Source organism: Actinomadura oligospora ATCC 43269 (assembly GCF_000518265.1).
Classification (GTDB): Bacteria; Actinomycetota; Actinomycetes; order Streptosporangiales; family Streptosporangiaceae; genus Spirillospora; species Spirillospora oligospora.
Genome location: NZ_JADG01000008.1, coordinates 22,841 through 37,800 on the forward strand (window position 1 = coordinate 22,841; position 14,960 = coordinate 37,800).

At 71.0% G+C, this 14,960-nt stretch carries 14 protein-coding genes; 5 read left to right on the forward strand and 9 right to left on the reverse strand.

Going from position 1 to position 14,960, the window contains the following annotated elements; all coding sequences use genetic code 11:
- Positions 1-849: 849 nt before the first annotated feature.
- Positions 850-2,172 carry an O-antigen ligase family protein gene (locus P696_RS44905; RefSeq protein ID WP_170026424.1) on the forward strand — a complete coding sequence of 441 codons (1,323 nt, stop codon included), beginning with the start codon at positions 850-852 and terminating at the stop codon, positions 2,170-2,172.
- Between the two features lie 371 nt (positions 2,173-2,543).
- Here the strand turns inward: P696_RS44905 and P696_RS0111910 are convergent, their stop codons facing one another.
- A complete protein-coding gene (locus tag P696_RS0111910; RefSeq protein WP_026412518.1) occupies positions 2,544-3,578 on the reverse strand; it encodes a right-handed parallel beta-helix repeat-containing protein in 1,035 nt (344 codons plus the stop codon).
- Positions 3,579-3,691: 113 nt separating this feature from the next.
- On the opposite strand from P696_RS0111910, the gene P696_RS52310 reads away from it, so the two are divergent.
- Complete coding sequence (locus P696_RS52310; protein ID WP_084337324.1) at positions 3,692-4,627, forward strand: phosphatase PAP2 family protein; 936 nt, start codon at positions 3,692-3,694, stop codon at positions 4,625-4,627.
- On the opposite strand, the gene P696_RS0111920 is transcribed toward P696_RS52310, so the two are convergent.
- Positions 4,595-5,152 carry a dTDP-4-dehydrorhamnose 3,5-epimerase family protein gene (locus P696_RS0111920; protein ID WP_026412519.1) on the reverse strand — a complete coding sequence of 186 codons (558 nt, stop codon included), beginning with the start codon at positions 5,150-5,152 and terminating at the stop codon, positions 4,595-4,597. The genes P696_RS52310 and P696_RS0111920 overlap by 33 nt on opposite strands.
- Positions 5,153-5,157: 5 nt before the next feature.
- Here P696_RS0111920 and P696_RS0111925 point away from each other — a divergent pair, with 5 nt between their 5' ends.
- On the forward strand, positions 5,158-6,030 hold the full coding sequence (locus tag P696_RS0111925; protein WP_084337326.1) for a glycosyltransferase family 2 protein: 873 nt from the start codon (positions 5,158-5,160) through the stop codon (positions 6,028-6,030).
- On the opposite strand, the gene P696_RS0111930 is transcribed toward P696_RS0111925, so the two are convergent.
- From P696_RS0111930 to P696_RS0111950, 5 genes are all read right to left on the reverse strand, one after another.
- Positions 6,027-6,683 (reverse strand): class I SAM-dependent methyltransferase, encoded by a 657-nt coding sequence (locus P696_RS0111930; protein WP_034484518.1) that lies wholly within the window; start codon positions 6,681-6,683, stop codon positions 6,027-6,029. The genes P696_RS0111925 and P696_RS0111930 overlap by 4 nt on opposite strands.
- Positions 6,680-7,987, reverse strand: coding sequence for a glycosyltransferase family 4 protein (locus P696_RS44915; protein ID WP_051467401.1), 1,308 nt, complete (start codon positions 7,985-7,987; stop codon positions 6,680-6,682). The genes P696_RS0111930 and P696_RS44915 overlap by 4 nt, the downstream gene beginning before the upstream one ends.
- Before the next feature lie 82 nt (positions 7,988-8,069).
- Complete coding sequence (locus tag P696_RS44920; protein ID WP_245627624.1) at positions 8,070-9,179, reverse strand: GNAT family N-acetyltransferase; 1,110 nt, start codon at positions 9,177-9,179, stop codon at positions 8,070-8,072.
- Positions 9,179-10,120 carry a glycosyltransferase family 2 protein gene (locus P696_RS0111945; RefSeq protein ID WP_026412522.1) on the reverse strand — a complete coding sequence of 314 codons (942 nt, stop codon included), beginning with the start codon at positions 10,118-10,120 and terminating at the stop codon, positions 9,179-9,181. Before P696_RS0111945 ends, P696_RS44920 begins: the two co-directional genes overlap by 1 nt.
- Positions 10,121-10,125: 5 nt before the next feature.
- A complete protein-coding gene (locus P696_RS0111950) occupies positions 10,126-10,911 on the reverse strand; it encodes a polysaccharide deacetylase family protein (RefSeq protein WP_245627625.1) in 786 nt (261 codons plus the stop codon).
- 233 nt (positions 10,912-11,144) lie between these two features.
- Here P696_RS0111950 and P696_RS44925 point away from each other — a divergent pair, with 233 nt between their 5' ends.
- A complete protein-coding gene (locus tag P696_RS44925; RefSeq protein ID WP_245627626.1) occupies positions 11,145-12,590 on the forward strand; it encodes a sugar transferase in 1,446 nt (481 codons plus the stop codon).
- Positions 12,591-12,598: 8 nt separating this feature from the next.
- Here P696_RS44925 and P696_RS0111960 read toward each other — a convergent pair whose 3' ends face one another.
- Together P696_RS0111960 and P696_RS0111965 are read right to left on the reverse strand one after the other, a co-directional pair.
- Positions 12,599-13,207 carry a TenA family protein gene (locus P696_RS0111960; RefSeq protein ID WP_026412524.1) on the reverse strand — a complete coding sequence of 203 codons (609 nt, stop codon included), beginning with the start codon at positions 13,205-13,207 and terminating at the stop codon, positions 12,599-12,601.
- 330 nt (positions 13,208-13,537) lie between these two features.
- The gene (locus tag P696_RS0111965; RefSeq protein ID WP_026412525.1) at positions 13,538-14,137 is read right to left on the reverse strand and encodes a class I SAM-dependent methyltransferase; all 600 of its coding nucleotides are present in this window, start codon (positions 14,135-14,137) and stop codon (positions 13,538-13,540) included.
- Between the two features lie 164 nt (positions 14,138-14,301).
- Between P696_RS0111965 and P696_RS0111970 the strand changes: the two genes are divergently transcribed.
- Positions 14,302-14,958 carry a pyridoxamine 5'-phosphate oxidase family protein gene (locus tag P696_RS0111970; protein ID WP_211245710.1) on the forward strand — a complete coding sequence of 219 codons (657 nt, stop codon included), beginning with the start codon at positions 14,302-14,304 and terminating at the stop codon, positions 14,956-14,958.
- Positions 14,959-14,960: the final 2 nt, after the last annotated feature.

Below are 14,960 nucleotides of genomic sequence, written 5' to 3' on the forward strand. Positions count from 1 at the left end.
GCTGCCCAGCTCAGCACCCCCCAAGCCCACAATGCGCACAACAGCGACCCGTCGACCGGCCACCCCCAGCACACGCCCCCGCAACGCAACAACACGCAGAGCGAAGACACCCAAGGCCCCGATGCCCAGGCCAGCGACACCCCTGGCAGCGACGCCCAAGGCCGCGATGCGCAGGCCGCAGATCGGCAGAGCGCGGATGCGCAAGGCTGCGACGCGCAACGCCGCGACTCCCAGGGCCGCGACGTACGGGAAGACGATGCGCGAGGCAGGCACACCCAGAGCAGGAATCCACAGGACGGTGATACGACGTTCGGCGATGCCCGCCCTGAGGGTGTGCCCGACAGGGTGCGGGGCGGGGGGACGCAGCTCGGGCGGGTGCGGGGTGGGAGTGCGCAGCTTGGAGGGATGCGGCCTGGCGGTGCGCGGGGTGGGCATGTGGCGGGTGGCGATGCCCGACCTGGGGATGTGGCCAGGGGTGACGTTCAGGGCGGGGGCGTGTTGGGGCGGGAGGACTTCGGCCTGGGGGTGGATGGGGGGGCTGGCTCGGGCGGGGCTGTGCTGGGGCGTGGGCGTAGTGCGTCGGGGGCGAGTGCGCGGGCGCGCGGAGGGCTTGGACGAGGCGGGGCTATGCGTGGGGGCGAGGGCTCGGTTCGGGGAGGGCAGGCGCAGGGACGTGCGCGTTCTGTCCTCGGTGTGGACGAGCCGGAACGTAGAGCGCTTGCTCAGGGCGGGATTGCACGAGGTGCTGGGGGCATCGGACGGGCCCGTCTGGGGCCTGGACAGGGAGGCCGGAGGAGCGTCCGCAAGCCAGGAGTGGCGGCTCGGGCGGACGGAGCGACGCTTGGGGTGATGTTCGCGCTCGCGACGCTGGTCGTCCCGGCGCGGCTGGTGGTGCGGGGGACGGGGATCTCGCTCACGCCCGCCGACCTGGTCGCGCTCGGCATGGGGTTGACGTGGCTGGCCGCGCAGTTCGTGGCGAGTTCAGGGGTGGCCAAGGGACGAGCGGCGGCTCGGACGGTCGCGTCGTTCTACGTGGCGGCGATGTTCGCCTGTTACGGCGCGGCGAACAGCAGCTACCTGCCCGCGGACGAGCGGAATCTGCTCGACCACTCGCTGGTGCTCGCGGTGGCGTTCGCCGGGGTGACGCTCGCGGTGTGCGACGGCGTCCGGACGCTCGACCGGCTGAACCTGCTCCTGAAGTGGGTGGTGGCGGGGGGCACGGCGGCGGCGTTCGTCGGCGCGCTGCAGTACCTGTTCATGTTCGACCTGACCAAGTACATGGTCGTGCCGTTGCTGCGGTACACCAGCGACGACAACCCGACGATCATCCCGCGCGGTGGACAGTTGCGGGTGGCGGCGACGACAGGCCACCCGATCGAGTTCGGGATCGTCTGCACGATGGTGCTGCCGCTCGCGATCCACTACGCGCTGCGCGCCCGGCGCGCCGGGGAGCCCTCGTGGCCGTGGTGGGGGTCGGCGACGCTGTTGCTGTCCGGGATGCTGTTCTCGGTGTCGCGGTCGGGTGTCCTGACCCTGCTCGCGGTCGGGTTCGTGCTGCTCGCGGGCTGGCCGCCGCGGATGCGCACGCGCGCGCTCGTGGTGGTCGCGGCCTGCTCGACCGCCGTTCTGATGGTCGCCGGCGGACTGGTCAGGGCGATCTACAACCTCTTCGCCAACGCACAGGCCGACACGAGCATCACCGCGCGCCAGCACCGCTACGGGCAGGCCGCGATGGAGATCTCCAAGCATCCGATCTTCGGACGCGGCGACGGGACCTGGCATTTTCCCGTCTACAACGCGTTCGACAACCAATACATCATGTCGATGGTCGAGACCGGCCTGCTCGGCACGACGGCGCTGGTCCTGCTGTTCCTCGGCGGGATCTACTCCTCCATCCGCGCCCGCGGCAAGGCGTTCTCCGACCACGACACCCGCGACCTCGCCCTGTCGGTCACCGCCTCTCTCTCGGCGCCGCTCGTCGGCGCCGTCACCTTCGACCTCCTCTCGTTCGCGACCATCACCGGCCTCACCTTCCTCATGGTCGGCGCCGCGGGCGCCCTGCTCCGCATCACCCGCGAACAGGAACCCCCGACGACCATCCCCTGGCGCGTCCGCGCAAGCAAAACCAGGGCCGCCCGAGCCTTCCGCGCCAGAGTCACCCAAACCCGCTAGACCAGTCAGTTCCTCATCCCGTCACCCTCAATCCCGCCATCCACCCCCGGCTCCTCTCCACCCCCGGCTCCTCTCCACCCACGGCTCTGCTCCACGCTCGGCTCTGCTCCGCGCGCGCCGCGTTCCGGTCCCCACGTGTTCCGTGCGTGGCGTGTTCCGCGGTCTGTGCTTGTCTTCCGGCCCTGACCTTGCGCGCCGCGTTGTGCGTCTGCCTGCCGTCTGCGTCTGCGGCTGGCTGCTTTGGCGGTGGGGTGCCTGGTGGTGGTCTGCTGGGCTTGCTTCGCCTCTGGGATGCAGTGGAGCGGGTTCTGGTTTGGAAGCTTGTGCGTTTGGGGCGTCGGTTGCTCGGTTTGGTGAGGGGGCGGCTGGGGTTATTCGGTGCAGGGGAGGGGGCGGAGGGTGGCGGTGATCTTGTAGTTGGCGTCGATGGTGACGATGGTGTTGCCGGTCCAGGTCTGGATGGCGTGGCACCAGGATTCGACCGGGGCGTAGGACCAGGACCTGTCGACCATGCGGTTGTCGCGGACGACCAAGCGGCCCGCCACGTGCTTGAGCTGGATGCTGTAGGTGCCTCCGGCGACGAGGTTGTTCTCGACCGTGACGTCGTTGATGGTTCCGCCGGCGCTGTCGGCGAGGAACAGCGGGGCGGTGAAGTCGGAGACGCCGCGCTGGTCGAAGGTGTTGTGCCGGACGACCAGGTGGCGCGCGTCGCGGACGCCCCAGACCTGGATGCCGTCGGCGTGGTCGGCGCCGTTGGAGCAGTTCTTGACGTAGGAGTCGATGATCTCGACGTTGCCGCCCTTCGCCGCGTCGCCGGAGACCTTGAAGCCGTGGCTGAAGCCGCGGACGAGCAGCCCGGACGCGCGGTAGCGGGCGGTTCCGACGGCGTCCTCGCTGACGCAGCGGTCGGGGCGGCCCACGGTGGAGTCGGTGATCGTGAACGGGTGGTTGGCGTCCTTGTAGTCGTTGGTGACGCGGCCGTCGATCACGCTGTTGCGGATCGTCACGTTGTCGGCGGCGATGACCAGGTTGCCCGGGACATGGACGCCGTCCAGGACGGTGCCGGGCTTGTCGATCAGCAGGGCGTCGTTGTCCACGTTCAGCTTGACCTTGCGCGGGGCGGCCAGCGAGTGCGGGGCGCCCGTGCAGTCCGGGGTCGGGTAGGCCGGGCAGCGGCCGTTCCCGGTGGGCTTCGTGCTCGGGGGTGAGCCGGCCGTGGGGAGTGCCGTGGGCGTGGGTGGGGCGCTGGGCCGGGCGGAGGACGTGCCCGGCACGGGGCTGGAGGCCGCCCCTGTCGGAGGTTGCGCGATCTCGTCCTTGCCCTGGCAGGCGGCGAGGCCCAGGGCGAGGAGCCCCGCCGCCGTCGCGACCGTCAGGGCCCGGCTCCTGCCGAACGACTCGGTCATAGGTCGCATTGTGAGCACAGCGCGGGGACGGGTGGGGTGGTTCCCCCGCTGACGGCTGATTGTGGCCAGCAGGTTCGCCCGGCCGCACGTCGGGCCTGGTTACGTTGGTGGGCATGGCGTCTCGGGGGTTGGGTGGCCGGGCCGGCGTGGTTCCCATGGGCGTCGCCGCCGTGTGCGGTGTGCTGCTGGTCGCGGTGTACGCGCTCGCGGTGTGGACGGTGCCGGGGCAGCGGTTCGAGGACGCGGTGCTGCGGGCGTCCTGGCCGGATCGCGAGTCGGCCGTGGTGACGGTGCTGGACACGATCTCGATCGGCTCGCTGGCACTGGCGTCGGGCCTGGTCGGCTGGATCGGCCACCGGGCGGGCGGACGCGCGATCGCGATCGCCGCCGTTCTGATGATCTTCGCGACCGTGACGACGACCGAGCTGCTCCAGGCGGTGCTGCCGCGGCCGATCCTGCTCGCCCACGGCTTCCGCCGTGAGGACCGGTCGTTCCCGAGCGGGCACACGGCGGTAGCGACGGCCGTGCTCTGCGGGCTGCTGCTGGCCGTTCCGGTGCGGTGGCGGTCGTGGACGGCCCTGCCGGTGCTGCTCGGCTCGGCCGGGATCGGCGCGGCGACGGTGACGGCCGGCTGGCATCGCCCGAGCGACACCGTGGGCAGCGCGCTGATCGTCATGATCGGTGTCTCTGTCACGGTCGGCCTCCTCCGTCGCCGCGGTCTCCTCGTCCCACTAACCCAAACGAGCGACGGGGGGCGGATCGTTGGGGGCATTCTCGGAATTGTTGTGACGGCGTCCGCGACGATCGCCGTTTTCGCAGGTCACAAGGCCGCGGCGGCGCTGGATCTGACCGGTGATCCCGACCTGGCCCCGCCCAGCGCGGTCGTGGCGGGCCGTGCCCTGGCCATCGCGGCGGCGGGCACGGCCACGCTGACGACGTTCCTCCTTCTGCGTGGTCTGGGCCCGGCCAGACGCGCGCGCACGAGGACATTCAACGACCGGGAGGCCCAGTCGGTATCAGAGCGCCTGGCGAGTGAGCCGGGCGCGTAGGGCGGACCAGGAACCAGCGGCCAGATCGCGGTCGCTGATCGCGGCCACGGGGAGCGGCCAGGGGATCCCCAGGTCCGGGTCGTCGTAGCGGACGGACAGGTCCTCGGACGGGTCGTGCTCCCGGTCGATGCGGTAGCAGACGTCCGACAGGGCGGTGAGGGACTGGAAACCGTGCAGCATGCCCGGCGGCACGTGCATCGTCGTGAAGGTCTCGTCGTCCAAGCGGACGGTCACATGCTGGCCGAAGGTGGACGACCCGGGACGGGCGTCCACGACGACGTCGAGCACCGCACCTCGCGCGCAGCGCACGAGCTTGGCCTCCCCGCGACCGGAACGTCCGTGCAGGCCGCGCACGGTTCCGTAGCGTGACCTGGACTGACTGTCCTGGAGGAAGGCGGCGGCGTCCAGCCCGTGCGCGGACGCGACGGTGGCGTCGAAAGTCCGGGTGAACAGGCCGCGGTCGTCGCGGTGCGGCTCGGGCACGAACAGCAGCAGCCCGTCCAGCTTCGTTCGCTCTACTCTCATATGTCGTGGACCTCACCGAAGGGCCGGTTGCCGGCGCCGAAGGGCCGGTTGTCAGCGTCGTCATCCCCGCGCACAACGAGGAGGCCGGACTCGCGGCCCTGCTCGCCCGGCTCCTGGACGGGGCCGCGCCCGGGGAGTTCGACGTCGTGGTGGTCGCCAACGCGTGCACCGACCGCACCGCCGGGGTGGCGCGGGACGCGGGCGTCCGGGTCGTGGAGACGGCGACGCCTGGCAAGGCCAACGCGCTGCGGCTCGGCGATGCCGCCGCTCGCGTCTTCCCCCGGGTCTATGCCGACGCCGACATCCTGCTCTCCGCCGTGGGCGTTCGCGCGCTCGCGGAGGCCGCCAGGCGCCCAGGAGTGCTGGCCTGCGCGCCGCGTCCCGTGCTGGACCTGTCCGGTACCGGCGCGGTCGCCCGGCGCGTCCACCGCGTGCACGAGGCGCTCATAGCGCCGTCCAGGGGCCTCGCCGGGACGGGCGTGTACGTGCTGACCGAGGACGCGCACGCGCGCGTGTTCCCGCTGCCGGACGGTCTGCTCGCCGACGACGGCTGGGTCCACGCCACCTTCGACCAGGACGAGCGCGTGGTCGTCACCGAGGTGACCTCCGTGGTGCGACCTGCTCGGACCGTCCGGGCGCATCTGCGCCGGCGGGTCCGGGTCCGGCTGGGGAACCGGCAGCTCACCGAGCTCGGACGCCCGGTGACCGCGAACCCGCTGCGGCCCTCGGACCTCCTCGTCCTCGTGCGCGCGCGGAGGGTCGGGGCCGTCGAGGCCGCCTGCTACCTTGCGGTGCTGGCGTTGGACAAAGCCCTGGCCCGGGTGCGGCGAGACCGTCCCGTCAGCTGGGGGACCGACGCCAGCAGTCGCCATTCCTAACCTCGTTTCACAGCGATCAGCGACTTCACGAGCCCCGCGAACCTCTCGCCGAGGATGTCCGACTCGGGGAACAGGAAACCCATCTCCGTCCGCCCGAGGAGTTCGACACCCAGGGCGTCCGCGATGGCGGCCTCGCGTCCTTCGGGCTTCACCTTCACGAGCGGCCAGCGTTCGGCCAGACGCGCACGCGCGCTGAGCGGAAGGAACTGGAACCCGGGGCACACCCAGTGCGGCTCGACCGGGAAGTACCGGTACGGCGTCTGCACCCAGTGCCGGGGCGCCAGGTTCCGGACCGCGCGCGCGAAGCGCTCGCGCTGGGCGATCCCGCCGACGTGCTCGATCACCGAGTTGGACACGACGAGGTCGAAATCACGTCCGAGCAGGTCTTCGCGCAGGTCGCAGGCATCGCCGGTCTCGGCGGTCACGCCGTCCGGGAGGCCGTCCGGCTGCTTCTCCAGGAGGTTCACGATGTGCAGCCGGGCCGGGCGCGCAGGCGCGCGATCCCAGAACTCGTAGGTTCCGCCAAGGTCGATCACCGACATCGATTCCAAGCCGGGGAACGCCTGGCGGAACATCTCCCAACGCCGCCGCCGGGCTTTCGCGCCAAGAGAGTCGGGTCCTTCGACGAAGCGGCTGCGCAACGTCTGTTTCACGACCCCTCCTTGTCTGTGCGGCGTCCGATGCGTCGGATCAGGGAGGTGCGGCGCATTCGTTCCGGAGCGCACGCCGCATCGTAGGCCGCCAACAAGGCTTTCTGGGAGTGATCCCATGAGAGCGGCCCGGCCACACGCTGGTGGCCCAGCTCACCCATGCGCGCGCGTTCTGCCGGATCGTCCAGGAGTTGTGCGATGAGCTTGGCGAACGCGGATTCGTCGTCGCACGGCGCGAACACTGCCGCTTCCCCAGCGGACACGCGCGACTCGTGCAGATCGAACGAGACCGTGGGACGAGACATGGCCATGTACTCCATGACCTTGTTCATCGTTGAGCGGTCGTTGAGCGGGCTGTACGGATCGGGCGCCAAGCACACGTCAGCGGTGGACAGGTAGGGCAGCAGGCGGTCGTCCAGGACGCGCCCGGTGAACTCGACCCGATCCTCTAGGCCGAGGTCACGAACCATCTGGACAAGGGGCTCGAACATGTCGCCATCACCAAGGAACGCGGCGTGCCAGTCGTTCCGCCCGAGTTCGTCACGCAACTTGACGAGGGAACGCAGCGCATAGTCCACGCCGTCCTGCGGGCCCATGACGCCCAGGTACACGAGCAGGTGGTCCTTGCCGCGCTTCAGCTCGTCCTGTCGCGGGACGGGCCGGAATCGGTCCGTCGCCGGGGCGCTGCGCACGACGAAGACGTCCTCGGGACGCTTTCCGCCGCGCTCCAGGGCGATCTCCCGGTAGCTCTCGTTAGTGACGATGACGACGTCGGCGGTGTCGTAGGTCGCGCGCTCTACCCGGCGGACGCAGCGGTAGAGGAAGTCCTCGCCGCGCCCGAACCGGGACAGGTACAGCTCCGGCACCAGGTCATGCTGGTCGAACACGAACCGCGTGCCATGTCTCCGCAGCATCCGCGCCACGAGGAACAGCAGGTCGGGCGGGTTGCAGGCGTGCACGACATGGAACGGGCCGCCCTCCCGGACGAGCCGCCGCGCGATCCGGGCCGTGTGCCACAGGGCCGTGGAGTACTCGGCGAGGTAGCCGCGCGGCCCGCCGCTCGCCGCGGCCAGTGGATAGCGGTGGATGGCGACACCGTCGATGAACGCCTCGCGTTCGGTGTCGTTCTTCGCACCCTGCGGGCAGATGACATGCACCTCCCAGCCCGCGTCGCGCAACACCGTGCTCTCCTGCCAGACCCGCCGGTCGAACGGGACGGACAGGTTCTCCACGAGGATCAGGGCGCGCCGCCGGGCGGGGGCCCGCCGGGTCGGGCGCTCGCCGCTCTTGTCGCCGTGAACAGCCAAAGCTCACGCATCCAGGGATGAGCCGGCGCCCCCTGGCGCCGGGCGGGGCAGGGACCGAGTGCGGGGTGGGTGGCTGGCGGGATCATCGGGGACCGTCCTCGGACTGACGGGCGGTCTCCATCGCGCGGCGGGCCCGGCGGAGAGCGGGAGCCAACCGGGTGTCGCGCAACGTGTTTCGGGCCGTTCCCACGGCGTTGTTCCGGACGCGTCGGACGGCGCGCGCGACCGGGCCGCGCAGCACCGCGCCCTGGCACACCTGCGTCTCGCCGGTCTTGGCGCGGCGCTTGTACTCGTCCTCGCCGCGTCCCAGGTCAATGCGGGTGATGCCGAGCTCCGGAGCGGCGGCGACGAGCTCGCGCAGCAGGATCCAGCCCGGTGCGAGCGCCGAGTGCGCCGGGTCGTACACCGGGAACCACCAGTGCAGAACGCCCCCGGAGCGGAGACCGAAATGAGCAGCGAGCAGTTCTGGTCCGGCTCGTACCACCGACAGCACGCCGCCGAAATCGGCCGCGCGCGTGTGCAGCAGGTGATGCAGCAGGTCACGGCGGGACGGGTCGGCGAAGAAGTCCCGGGCGTTGGTCGCCGCGTACTGGCCGCGCTTCAGCTTGATCAGCTCGTCGAGCGCGCCGGGATCGACCGTGTCGGCCTCGAAGGTCACGGGCCCGAGCGTCCGCGCGGCCTTGCGGGTGCGGCGTCGGGCCTGGCCCATGTTGTCCCGGCCGCTGCGGGACGCGCGGCCGAGATAGCCGTCCAGACCGCCGCTGACGTCGAGAAACGGGGACGGCCGCCGCGACTCGACCGACGGCTCGAACTCGGGCAGGCCGTCCAGAAGGTGGTCGAACTCCAGCGTTCGGACGCTCGTTCCCGACACCAGGGACCGGACCGGAAACGGCACGCCGGCGGCCGAAATCGGCCCCTGGAAGTCGGCCCCGGGCCATCCGACCGGCCGCGCGACCGCGCCGTCACGATGCAGGGCGAAGATCCCGGTGATCCGCTCACCCTCACTTGCCACCGCTACCGTGACCGGCCGTCCCGAGGCGTGCACGGCGGCTGCGAAACCGGGGTGAAAGTACGGGCTGTCGTACCGAGCGTCCGCCGCCCGCAACGACTGCCACGCGGCCAGCTCGGCCGCACCGAGGGCATCGAGCCCGACAAGGCGCAGTCGCACGTCGGACCGGGGGTCTGAAGCCATCAGGCCTTCAGCTCCCGGATTCGATGGGACGGCAGCAGAAGCGCGGCCAGCGCGGCACGCGACGTACGACGCCCCGCGAGCGCGCGCAACAGCTCGCCCAAGGCGATACCCAGGAAGAACGGGACGGCGGCAAGCGTCCCCCGCCGCCGCCTAAAGAGACGCACCCGGTTGACGGTGAGCAGCGAATACAGCATCGGGCTGGTGTCGGACTCCCCGCCCAGGTGCACAACCCCGGCGGCAGGCTCGTACCAGGTGCACAGCCCAAGGTCAGCGGCCCGAAGCGCAAACTCGGTCTCTTCGCTGTAGAGCAGGAACGACTCGTCCCAGGGACCGGCTCGGCGGATCGTCTCCACCGCCAGAAGCTGTGCCGCGCCCGTTGCCCATGCCACCTCGTGCGCGCGCGTGTAGGCGTCTGGGTCGATGACCTTCTCGCCCCAACGGGAGCGGGGGCCGCCGAGCAGTGCGTCCATCCACACGCGCGCGACGCTCGGTCGCCGGAACAGCGAACCCTGGAGCGTCCCGTCCGGGTGGGACAGGCGTGGGACCGCGATGCCGCGCCGCTCCGGATCCGCGGCGAGCGCTCCGGCCAGTGTGGCGAGGGCTCCGGGCTGGAGCCGGCAGTCGGGATTCATGACGAACACCGCGTCCAGGTCGTCAAGGTCGAGGACGGCCGTTCCGGTGTTGATCGCCGCCGAGTATCCGCCGTTCCGGCCGGTCTCGATCACCTGCAGCGGCAGCGTCGCCGCCGTGCCCTTCGCGATGCGGACCGACTCGTCCCGCGAGGCGTTGTCGACCACGACCACGGCCCGCAGCTCCGCGCCGTCCGCCCCGGGAGCGATCGAGTCCAGGCATCCGCGCAGCACGCTCGCGCTGTTGTAGGTCACCACCACGACGGCGACCCGGGACGGCGTGGCGGAGCCTGCGGGGTTGGAATGCGACATTTCGGTCACCTTCCGCGGGTGCGCTTGATGAGGCGGGCGGTGTTGCGGCGGAGCCGGATCGCGGGCCCTGGCGGTGCCAGGACGCGGTCGACCCAGGCGTCGTCGAGGTCGTGCCGGAGGCTCGTGCGCGCCTGAAGCCAGGCGTCCGGACGGGCCGGACCGCCGTCGCTCGTGTACGCGCGCGTCACCGAGGCCCGGCGCAGGCGGCGCAGGACGTGCCGGTCATAGGAGCCGAACGGGATGGCGACGCGGCTGACCGGTTCGCCGGTGATGTCCGCCAGGACGCGGTGCGCGCGCACGAGCTCCTCGTTCGCCTGCGCGGCGGTGAGCCGCCGCCAGTCGCGGTGCGCCCAACCGTGGGAGCCGACCCTCATCCCGGCCTTGACCAGCTCGCGGACGCCGTCGACGGTGAGCCGCCCCGGTTCGCCGAGCCGTCCGGCCAGCACGAAGAACTCGGCGGTCAGGCCGCGTGCGAGCAGTCGCGGAAGGGCGGTGTCGACGTCGGACGCGTTGCCGTCGTCGAAGGTCAGCCGGACGTCCGGACGCTCGGCCACCGCGTCGAGCACGCGCTCGAAGCGGCCGACGTCGACCCACGTCCCGTCCTCGCCCGGATCGAGCGCCCGCCCCGGCCGCGGCCCGATGCCGTGCGCCGTGAGGTTGATGACGCGCCCGCCGTCGCCCAGGCCGGTTTCGCCCAGGCCCGCCCCGGCCCGTCCCACCTCGCGCGACCCGAGGCCGCCGCCCTCGTCGAGGCCGTGACCGGCCCCGCCCACACCGATGTTCCCGCCCACCCCGATGCCCTTCTGTCACCCCGACGCGACAGACAATAGCTACGAGGTTCACAATTTCCTGCAATTTCGCTCTGACCACATACGGCCACTGCCTTCCGCTTTGCCGCATGCCCGCATCGGGGTTATCAATGGCCGAAGTCAGCTCTGCGGCGGCACTCGGTGACCGTGCAACACGCGCACATCCGTCTGAATGGCTTTTCAGGGCAAAGACGTTGTTTTCGGGGGCACCACAAGTGACCGTAATAGACGGCGTTAACTCCGGCACGGGCGGCCGGGTCGCCACACGCGCCACCTGGTTCGCCAGGTATGTTCATCTGCTGGTCGTGCTGGACCTGGCGTGTGCGGCCACCGCCGGGGTCGCCGGTTTCGCGCTGCGTTTCTCCGGCTGGGACGAGAGCGGCCGATGGCCCGACATCCTGCTCGCGATCGGGCTCCCGCTGGTCTGGGTGCCCTGGCTCTCGTTCGCGGGCTGCTACGACCACCGATTTCTGGGCAGCGGCGCGGCCGAATATCGGAAGGTACTGAATGCGGGTATCACTCTTACCGCAGCTGTCGCGATCCTGTCATACGCGACCAAGGCGGAAGTCGCGCGCGGATATGTGCTCCTCGCATTGCCGCTGCTCGTGGCCCTGGACGTGACCGCCCGCCGCACCGCGCGCAGCCGCCTCCACCGCGCCCGCGAGCACGGTGACTGCATGCGTCGCGTCGTCGCCGTCGGCTACCACGACGGCGTCGCCGACCTCGTCCGCGAACTGTCCCTGCACCCCCACCACGGCATGCAGGTCGTCGGCGTCTGCGCCCCCGAACCCCCCGGCCTGACGGTCGAGGACGTCATGGTGCTCGGCGGCTTCGAGGACGTCCCCGAAGTGGTCGAACGCTGCCACGCCGACGCCGTCGCCGTGCTCCCCTGCGTCGAGTTGAACGGGGTCCGGCTGCGCCGGCTCGCCTGGCGGCTGGAGAAGTTTCGGACGGACCTTTTCGTCTCACCCGCACTCCTGGACGTGGCGGGCCCGCGCCTCACCATCCGTCCGGTCGCCGGGTTCTCCCTGCTGCACGTCGACCACCCCGAGCTGACCGGCCCGGCGCGCGCGGCGAAGGCCGCCTTCGACCGGATCACGGCCGCTCTGCTGCTGATCGCGGTCGCGCCGCTGCTGCTGGCCGTCGCGGTCGCCGTCCGGACCACCGACCCCGGCCCGGCGTTCTTCCAGCAGACGAGAATCGGACGCGCTGGACGCCGTTTCCGGATGATCAAATTCCGGACGATGGTCACCGACGCCGAACGCCGGCGCGTCGAGCTGAGCGCACGCGTCGAGAACGGCTCGGTGCTGTTCAAGCTGAAGCGCGACCCCCGCGTCACCCGGATCGGACGCGTCCTGCGGCGCTACTCCATCGACGAGCTTCCGCAGCTGTTCAACGTGGTGCGCGGTGAGATGTCCCTGGTCGGGCCGCGTCCGCCGCTGCCCGAGGAGGTCGAGCGCTACGGCCAGGACGTCTACCGGCGGCTCGCCGTCAAGCCCGGTCTCACCGGACTCTGGCAGGTCAGCGGACGGTCCGACCTCTCCTGGGACGAGGCCGTCCGGCTGGACCTGCAGTACGTGGAGAACTGGTCGCTGCTGCTCGACCTGCAGATCCTCTGGCGGACCGTCCGCGCCGTCGTCAGCGGCAACGGCGCCTACTGACCGGCCGGTTACAGCGGGACGTCCCAGAAGGCCAGCTCATGCCGCATGCCTTCCAGGAAGAACGCCTCGGCCTGGGCCGGCTCCGGCGCGGCCTCGTCGATCATCTGGGCGATGCGGCGCGTCAGCTCGGCGAACCCGGGGTCGGCGTAGGTGTCCACCCAGCGCCGGTACCGGGGCTCGGACGGAGGGTTCTCGGCGAGCCGCGCCCCCAGCGTCGAATACCCCCACATGCACGGATACAAAGCGGCCAGCCCCTGACCGTAATCAGCCGCTGACTCCAGCAGAAACTCGGTGTACGCGGCGCACGGCCCGCCCTTCTTCGCTCCGTCGAGGTCGGCGCCGAACTCCGAGGACAGCCCCCGGTGCAGGCTCAGCTCCTCGTGGAAGGTCGCGTGCGCGAGATCGACCAGATCCCCGAGGTGCGCGGACGGCGCCTGCCACGCGAGCCGCGAGAAGACCCGGACGTAGTCGAGCAGGAACATGTAGTCCTGCTCCAACCAGGACCGGAAGACGGCCTCGTCGAGATCACCGCGGCCGATGCCCTGAACGGTCGGATGCGCGAGCTGCCGCTCGACCCACGGCAGGCCGAGTTCCTCCAGGTGCGAAGCAAGACCCATCCCACGAGTCTGCCATCAACGCCTTACCGCCAAGACAGCACCAAGCCCGGCCCAACCGCACGGCCCGGCCCAAACCGCACCCGAACAGCACGAAGCCCCGCCGGAACCAGGGTTCCGGCGGGGCTCCGCCACGTCTGACCGATGTGTGGGTCGCCTCTCGGCGAAAGGCTCAACACGGCTCCAGCCGAACGGTATTCCGTGAAGGCGATAGATGAGGCCCGGGGACACCAGGCACATCGGCCACGTGTGATGTAACGGCACGCCCCCGCCAGGCATTCCCGGCAATCCGCCGTAACCTGGGCCACACCGCCGCGGGCCCCGCCCAAGGGCTCAGTTACAGGGCGGCCGGACGGCCCTGACCAGCGTGTCCACCGCGAACCGCTCCTCGCCGTCCACCTCCACGGGACGCCGTACCCGCTCGGCCCGCTGCACCGTCAACCCCGGCAGCGCCGCCGTCACGTCGGACGGAGTGTGCAGAACCGCCGGATCCTGTGGCCCGCCGACACCCTCGGTCAGATTCGTCCGATCATGCCCGACGAACATCAGCACGCCGCCGGGCGCCAGCGCCTCGGACGCCCGCGCCAGCACGCCCCCGATGTCCGGTAGCTGCAGGTAGGCGATCACCACCAGGTCGAACGCGCCGCTGGGCGGCTCCCACGCCGTGACGTCCTCCACCAGTAGCTCGACCGAGACCCCCTTGGCCTCGGCCAGGTCGCGCGCCCGCGCGATGGCGACCGCCGAGAAGTCGACCCCGGTGACCGTCCACCCCAGCTCGGCGAGCCAGAGCGCGTTCCGCCCCTCGCCGCACGCCACGTCCAGCGCCCGCCCGGGCACCAGCCCCGCGCACTCCTCGGCCACGAACCGGTTGGGCCCTGACGACCACACCAGATCCCGTCCCGAATACCGCTCGTCCCAACCCCGCGCATCCACCCGAGCCAGCCTAGACACTCACCTCCACCCCCGCTGGCCACCACCGGCCACGATCGTCCTGCCGTGGGGTGGAGAGCGCCCTGGCGGGCGATCTCGCCTTGGACACCGGTCGCAGGGCATGATCGCGAGGGTTCTTGATGTTTTGGAGGCGGTTCATGGGTTCGTTGTTGCCTGAGAATGAGCGGACGCGGCATCGGCGGTTGCGGGCGCAGGGGAGCCGGGAGCGGGGGGATCTCGACGCGATCCTGGCGGCGGGGTTCGTGTGCCATGTGGGTGTCGTGGTGGACGGGACGCCGCTGGTCGTGCCGACGGTGTACGGGTGCGACGCGGGGACGTTGTACTTCCACGGGTCGGTGGCGAGCCGGAGTCTGGTCGCCGGGGCCACGGACGAGATCTGCGTGACCGTGACGCATGTGGACGGGCTCGTGCTGGCGCGGTCGCTGTTCGAGCACGGGGTCAACTACCGCAGCGCGATGATCTTCGGCGTCCCGCGCGCGGTCACCGATCCCGAGGAGAAGATCGAGGGGCTGCGGATCCTCACCGAGCACTCGTCGCCCGGGCAGTGGGACTACGCGCGGCGGCCCAACAAGAAGGAGCTGGCGGCCACGACGCTGCTCGCGTTGTCGCTGGACGAGGCGTCCGTGAAGATCCGCGTCGGACCGCCGGACGATTCCGACAGTCCGGACGCGGAGCTGGGCCTCTGGGCGGGTGTTCTGCCGCTGGAGTCCCGGTGGGGCGCGCTGGTGGCCGATCCCGCGCTTCCGGCGGGGATCGAGCCTCCCGAGCACCTCGTCCGCCTGTCCGACACGGAGGCGGGCTGACG